The 5724-nt window shown below is 56.8% G+C and carries 9 protein-coding genes; 8 read left to right on the plus strand and 1 reads right to left on the minus strand.

Translation table 11 applies throughout. The features are described 5' to 3' along the window. The first annotated feature begins 15 nt into the window (after nt 1-15). From ACOYA6_RS23110 to ACOYA6_RS22970, 8 genes are all read left to right on the plus strand, one after another. The gene (locus ACOYA6_RS23110; protein ID WP_479687078.1) at nt 16-174 is read left to right on the plus strand and encodes a hypothetical protein; all 159 of its coding nucleotides are present in this window, start codon (nt 16-18) and stop codon (nt 172-174) included. Between the two features lie 57 nt (nt 175-231). Beyond that, nucleotides 232-597, plus strand: coding sequence for a hypothetical protein (locus ACOYA6_RS22940; protein ID WP_181726293.1), 366 nt, complete (start codon nt 232-234; stop codon nt 595-597). A gap of 67 nt (nt 598-664) precedes the next feature. After that, nucleotides 665-2677 carry a ParB/RepB/Spo0J family partition protein gene (locus ACOYA6_RS22945; RefSeq protein ID WP_422655468.1) on the plus strand — a complete coding sequence of 671 codons (2013 nt, stop codon included), beginning with the start codon at nt 665-667 and terminating at the stop codon, nt 2675-2677. 37 nt (nt 2678-2714) lie between these two features. After that, nucleotides 2715-3149 (plus strand): conjugation system SOS inhibitor PsiB, encoded by a 435-nt coding sequence (gene psiB / locus ACOYA6_RS22950; RefSeq protein ID WP_148569903.1) that lies wholly within the window; start codon nt 2715-2717, stop codon nt 3147-3149. Next, nucleotides 3146-3877 carry a plasmid SOS inhibition protein A gene (locus ACOYA6_RS22955; RefSeq protein ID WP_422655469.1) on the plus strand — a complete coding sequence of 244 codons (732 nt, stop codon included), beginning with the start codon at nt 3146-3148 and terminating at the stop codon, nt 3875-3877. The genes psiB and ACOYA6_RS22955 overlap by 4 nt, the downstream gene beginning before the upstream one ends. Next, nucleotides 3874-4104 (plus strand): hypothetical protein, encoded by a 231-nt coding sequence (locus tag ACOYA6_RS22960; RefSeq protein ID WP_234115813.1) that lies wholly within the window; start codon nt 3874-3876, stop codon nt 4102-4104. Before ACOYA6_RS22955 ends, ACOYA6_RS22960 begins: the two co-directional genes overlap by 4 nt. Further along, nucleotides 4101-4325, plus strand: coding sequence for a hypothetical protein (locus tag ACOYA6_RS22965; protein WP_422655470.1), 225 nt, complete (start codon nt 4101-4103; stop codon nt 4323-4325). Before ACOYA6_RS22960 ends, ACOYA6_RS22965 begins: the two co-directional genes overlap by 4 nt. Before the next feature lie 247 nt (nt 4326-4572). Continuing rightward, nucleotides 4573-4731: a type I toxin-antitoxin system Hok/Gef family toxin gene (locus tag ACOYA6_RS22970; protein ID WP_176483462.1), complete on the plus strand. Its 159-nt coding sequence runs from the start codon at nt 4573-4575 to the stop codon at nt 4729-4731. A gap of 252 nt (nt 4732-4983) precedes the next feature. On the opposite strand, the gene ACOYA6_RS22975 is transcribed toward ACOYA6_RS22970, so the two are convergent. Then, the gene (locus tag ACOYA6_RS22975; protein WP_422655471.1) at nt 4984-5469 is read right to left on the minus strand and encodes a cytoplasmic protein; all 486 of its coding nucleotides are present in this window, start codon (nt 5467-5469) and stop codon (nt 4984-4986) included. Nucleotides 5470-5724 lie beyond the last annotated feature (255 nt).

A 5724-nucleotide genomic window follows, 5' to 3' on the forward strand; every position in this document is an offset into this window, starting at 1 on the left:
ACCGGAAGATGGGTTTTGTCTTTTCCTGAGCCTGAGACAGCCCACTTGATCGCTGTTCACGGGACGCAGGTCAGCTACGCATGGAACGTTCTGGAAGATTTGAAAGCGGCGGGGGCATCTTATGCCCGTCGAAACATTCTTGCCGATATGTTCCGTCGCCTTGGCGTGAAGTAGTCCGCGCGGTATTTACCGGGCCGGGGATCCGGCCTTAACCACCAGAAAGGAGAAAAAATGCAGAACCTGAAAACTGCCCTGACGGGTAAAAAAGTCGGAGAGAGCCGCGACATGGTGAAGCTGCTGCGCATTCAGGCCACCGACACCCATGTGGTGGAGTTCGACAACGTGGACACCCGTTTTAACGACTGCAACAACTGGCAGGTCATGGCAGAGGGCAAGCGCGTCCTCTTCAGCAACCGCATGTATGAGCGTTTTTCTGACATGAAATCTGGCGTACTGGCAACGATCGCGGTCTGTGAAAACCGCGCGTCAGCCGCAGATATCGCCATGCTCGAGAGCGCGAAAGCCATGATGAAGGTTCTCGACAGCTATCCGTCTTTTGCAGCACTGGTTTCGCACCCTGAACGCATCACCGATTAACCGGGAGCCGTGACCGGAGGGCAATCCGGCCACGGCAAACCATCACTTAAACGAAGAGGTAAAAATAATGGTCGCCAGCAATTCTACGGCAAAAACACCGCGCAGCAAAAAATCCGCTGCTAAAACCGCGCAGACCACGGAGCAGAAGCTCGTGCAACTCCTCGCGGACACGCCTGTGCAAACCTTCCCTTTCTCCCGTCTGACACGCTCAGAACTGAACACGCGCATCATTGCGCATACCGAGGGGGAAGTGGAAGAGATGGCCAACAGCATTGAGGCTGTGGGTATTCTTCAGAATCTGATCGGTGTGGATCAGCCTGACGGCACCATCGGCATCGTGGGCGGGGAAGGTCGCCGCCGGGGAACCGGTATTCTGGTATTACGCGGTGTGGTTGATGCTGACACGCCTTTTGTTCCGGTGAAAATCCTGCCCGTAGAGCTGGCAGTAGCGGCCTCGATGATCGAGAACGGCAGACGCAAGAACATGCATCCTGCCGAGCAGATTATTGGTTTTCGTACTCTTCAGCAGGACGGCAAAACGCCTTCGCAGATCGGCGCACTGATGGGCTTCCATCCGCGCCATGTCCAGCGATGCCTGAAGCTGGCGAACCTTGCCCCGGCCCTGCTGGATGCGCTGGCGCGGGATGAACTGGAGCTTGAGCAGTGCGAGGCGCTGACGCTTGCCGATTCCCACGAACGACAGATGCAGGTCTGGGAGGATGCCAAGGCGCAGTGGAACGGTCGTGCCCCGGTCGCCCACACCCTGCGCAAAATGGCGACAGACGACAAAATGCCCATCAGCCACCCGATGTTCGTTTTTGTTGGTGAGGACGCTTATACCGCAGCAGGCGGTGAACTGACCGCAGATCTGTTCAGCGATAAGGACAGCACTTTTGTGGATGCTGCGCTGGTCAGATCGCTTCTGGATGGCAAACTGACCGTCCTTGCGGCCCGGTTAAAACAGGAGCAGGGCTGGGGCTGGGCAGAGTTCCGCATGACAGAGCTGCGTGGCCACGGTGAGGACAAGGAGCAGTACCGTTTCGCCATGCCGCAGGGTGTCCTGACGGACGATGAACAGCAGCGGGTCCGTGAGCTTGAGGATGCGATGGATGGCTGTGCGGCTTATGAAGACGAATACGAATTACAGCAGATGATTGATGATATTTACTGTGAAGCCACGTACCGCGAAGCCACACCAGAGTTCCGCGCTGCACACGGTATCTGGGTGTCATGGAATGGCAGTGATTTTCAGGTTCAACCGGGGATCCGCAGGCTGACTGAGGAGGATCGCCAGCAGGAGGAAGAGGCCCGACAGGCGCACGAAAACGCGAACAACGTGATCACCTATACCACGCCGGAGATTCCCGCTGACGCTTATCCCGCGACACTGGTGAAGGCCATGTCTGCCGAGCGTACGCTCGCGGTTCAGGCCGAGCTGGCAGGGCGACCGGATGTGTCAGTGGCCCTGCTGACATGGACGCTGTGCCTCTCTATGTTTGACCGCAATTACGGACATCGCCGGGAACCCCTGAAAGCCTCCGTTACCACGAATCAGCACCTCCTTGCCTCGCTGGCTCCGTCAGGGGAAGAGGGTAAAGCCCTGATGTCGCTGAAAGCACAGCGTGAAGCCATTCAGATGACGTTGCCGGAAAACTGGCATCTGGATTTCACCTGGCTGCTGACATGGCCTGCGGAGCAGGTCAATGCGCTGTTGGGCTTCTGTGCCGCCCACGGGATTAATGGCCTTCAGGAACGGCTGTATAACCGTACCGAAAAAAGTGAGCTTGATGGACTGGAAGCTGCACTGGACTTTGACCTGCGTAACTGGTGGCAACCGGATGCAGAGAACTACTTCGGCAAGCTGAAAATCATCCAGATTGGCCGGGCATACGAAGATGCCGGGATGGCAGACCGGGCTGGCGAGGTTGTGAAACTCAAGCGCCGCGATGCGGCGCAGGCAGCAGCGAAAGATCTCAGAGCAGTGGGTTGGGTGCCTGACTGGATGGTGCGTTCCGCGCCAGCTGAACAGGCCGATGAAGCCACCGAAACCGTTACTGAAACCACTGACCACGCAGCCTGATACCGGAGACCGCCGCCTTCGGGCGGCGGGAAAAAACATGACAATGCATTATGACCTGACCCGAATTAACACCCTGACCGAATCCGATTTTGAGTTTATCCGCCAGCAGGGCGAGGACGCACGCCGCGTTCTCAGCGATGCCGTGATCGGTCTGCTTACAACACCAGAGGGCTGGCGTGTCTGCGCCGAGTACCGCAGCGAGTTTGGCGGCTTTTTCCCCGTACAGTGCCGTTTCAGTGCTGATGACAGTGATGCCTGGCACCTGTGTGTGTGCAGTCCTGGCGAAGTATCGCCGTACTGGCTTCTGGTGCTGCTCTCTTCCGGCGGTGAAGTCGTGCGCACCCTGTACCAGAACAAAACGCTCCAGCCCGATCGTGTCAGTCAGCTGATTGCACAGATGGCAGGTCTGCGCCGGTTCAACTGCACCGCCAGCACCGTGGTTAACCTGATGAGTGGGGAGGTGACAGCATGATCCCGTCCTCACATGCGCTCGTTTCCCTGAAACCTGCCCGTCAGGCGGCGATTCAGGCCATCAGCCTGGTCGAGTCATCCCGGGAACGCGGCACACGTCTGCCCGCCATGCCATATGTGCGCACCTTTCTTCGCGTGCTGACGGGCAGCGGTCGCCTGAATGCCACAGTGGCCCGTCAGATCCCGGGGCTGAACTGGGTGCCAAAGAACCGCCATTCGAACCTGAAACAGGTTGAGGAAGCGCTGGAGATTATGATCGCCACAGGCGGTGAAGCCTGTCCGCTGCCGCTGACGCCGGATGTTCAGGCCGAGCTGTTCCCGGAGGTCCTGCACACCCGGACGGACAGGCGACTGCACAGGGCGAAAATCAGCACCACCCGGCAGCTGCGCCGCGAAGCACGGGAAGTCGATCAGCAGTGGCGGCTGCGCCGGAACCTGCTCGCACAGGCCGAACTGGATCTGAACTTCCAGTCACCAGAAACCGTCTGCACATGGTACACCCGCTGGAGCGACGAGTTAGACGCGGGGGAGCTGACGAGTGCTTTCTGGCGCTGGCAGACGCGGTACGCATCGCTGAAGGAACTGGAGTGGCTGCGCCTGAGCGGCGAGCCGCTGTATGTAGTGATGTATGAAATCCCGTTTATTGTCCGGGAAACGGCTGAACATATCCGCGCTGCCGAGCGCTGGCTGGTACCCAACAAGCTCAAGCATCATCGGGGGGAGGCATGAGAAATAACCCCTGTAAGACAGCGCTGAAGGTGGCACGGAGCCAGCGCAATAAGTTACGTACCATGTCAGAAAAGCTGAAAGAAATGACCTGCGAATGGGACGGACTGAGTGGCTGGCTGGAGACCGAAAGCCAGCAGCTGTCTGAGAGCATCGACAAACATCTGGAGGCGCTGGAAGACCAGATCCTTGAATGGTCTGAGGGCCGGGATAACCGGGAGGGATATTGAGCATTATCAGCCGGACGTTTGACAAAAAAGAAACGGGTACCGTGTTCCGGCATGCCGCCAGCGGGAAAATTCTGTATCGACTGGATGCAAGACTGGCCCGGGATGACTGGGCGCAGTTACAGGAGCTGATCAGCCTGGTATATAACGCCGGAGTAAATGCCGGTAGCGAAAAACGGGCGGCTGAAATTCGGGAGGCGCTGGGCCTGTCGGTCGTAAAATGACGCCGAAAAGGATGAGGATTTATACAGTTTTCAGGCTGTTATTCCTGGGCAGAAAACAGGCATCGGGGTATAATGGCGACGGCGCTTGAGGCTTTTTGTCTCATGACGTTCGGTGGGTTTGTTACGGTTGTTGTGAGGCAGAAAGAGAAAAGCCCCGAAGTTAATTTTCATTAACCCGAGGCCAATCTGAATGCTAGACACATCTAGATTAGCCGCTTACTGCGCTCTGCGCAAGGAGAAGAAGGCTATGAAACAGCCGCGAAGTACCGTTATCTGGTGCGTACTCATAGTGTGTCTCACACTGTTGATATTCACATACCTGACACGGAAATCGCTCTGCGAAATCCGGTTGAAGGACGGGCAACGGGAGGTCGCTGCCGTGCTTGCCTACGAATCCAGTAAGTAGCAACCTGGAGGCGGGGGAAACCCCGCCTTTTCAGGGCTTCTGGTGTCGTCTGGAAAGACTACAAGCGCCTTTATGAAGGGGTTGCCGGTTCGCCGGTAGCCCCTTTTTCCTTACGGTCGCGACCGCGCGCATGAACAACCCGAACGGAGCGGGACGGCCGCGCCTGCCGCTCTCTTCCCATTCGTCTCTGCGCCACAATAAATGATATTCTTAATGCTAATGGATGCGTACGATAGCATTAAGAGGCCAGCATTACTCTGCCTGTTGGCGGGTTATCGTGATTCCGGCCTGGTAGGCTTTCTTGACCTGTTCGATATCGTTCTGGGTGGAAGCCTGGCAGGAAAACGCAGCGAGGCGGTAACGTTCGACCACCCCATCAATAACTGAGGGCAAATTGTCACGACTACGGTGCTGCCGACCTTTTTGACCAAAAATATCGACGATCATGTCCTGACTGCCGGATCGCCCGAAAAGGCGGTTGCACAGGCGTTTTACAATCAGCGGTGTGAAGTCCAGTTCGATTTCATCAGCAATCTCAAAGATGAAACAAAGCATTCTGAAAGATTTGTAACGTTTCACGGCAGCACTGAGGCGGGCAGCACGTTGCGGGTATTCCCATTTCTCGTAGCTGTAATTGAGAAGTTCGGCCTGGTAATCAGCGGCCAGATCCTCTCTGGAATAAGTATATTTATGCAAAAAAATGGCCCGGGCCTGTTCAGTCTGAGATTGACCGCTCATTATCCTGTCCCTGTATTAATGCTAATGGATGCGTACGTTAGCATTAGGCTATGTGATATTTCAACAACACTGCGCCTTGTTGTCGTCTGGATCACAGCGACGCGCAGCAGCTGCTCATTGATGGATGTAACCAAAAAAGCAGGCAGGGCGCTGGCCCCCTTCGGCTCCTGACCCGCTGCGCGGTTCAGTCGTCGAGCCCCACTCCGCCAGGGCCGCTGCTGCGCACCGGCCAGTCTCCGCCGAATCCCTTCGGGG

It is taken from the genome of Leclercia barmai, assembly GCF_049312895.1.
GTDB classification, from domain to species: domain Bacteria; phylum Pseudomonadota; class Gammaproteobacteria; order Enterobacterales; family Enterobacteriaceae; genus Enterobacter; species Enterobacter barmai.

Coding starts and splice junctions, on each gene's coding strand:
- ACOYA6_RS22975 (WP_422655471.1), bottom strand. CDS start 5,469: ATGAGCGGTCAATCTCAGACTGAACAGGCCCGGGCCATTTTTTTGCAT.
- ACOYA6_RS22945 (WP_422655468.1), top strand. CDS start 665: ATGGTCGCCAGCAATTCTACGGCAAAAACACCGCGCAGCAAAAAATCC.
- ACOYA6_RS22970 (WP_176483462.1), top strand. CDS start 4,573: ATGAAACAGCCGCGAAGTACCGTTATCTGGTGCGTACTCATAGTGTGT.
- ACOYA6_RS22955 (WP_422655469.1), top strand. CDS start 3,146: ATGATCCCGTCCTCACATGCGCTCGTTTCCCTGAAACCTGCCCGTCAG.
- ACOYA6_RS22940 (WP_181726293.1), top strand. CDS start 232: ATGCAGAACCTGAAAACTGCCCTGACGGGTAAAAAAGTCGGAGAGAGC.
- psiB (WP_148569903.1), top strand. CDS start 2,715: ATGACAATGCATTATGACCTGACCCGAATTAACACCCTGACCGAATCC.
- ACOYA6_RS22960 (WP_234115813.1), top strand. CDS start 3,874: ATGAGAAATAACCCCTGTAAGACAGCGCTGAAGGTGGCACGGAGCCAG.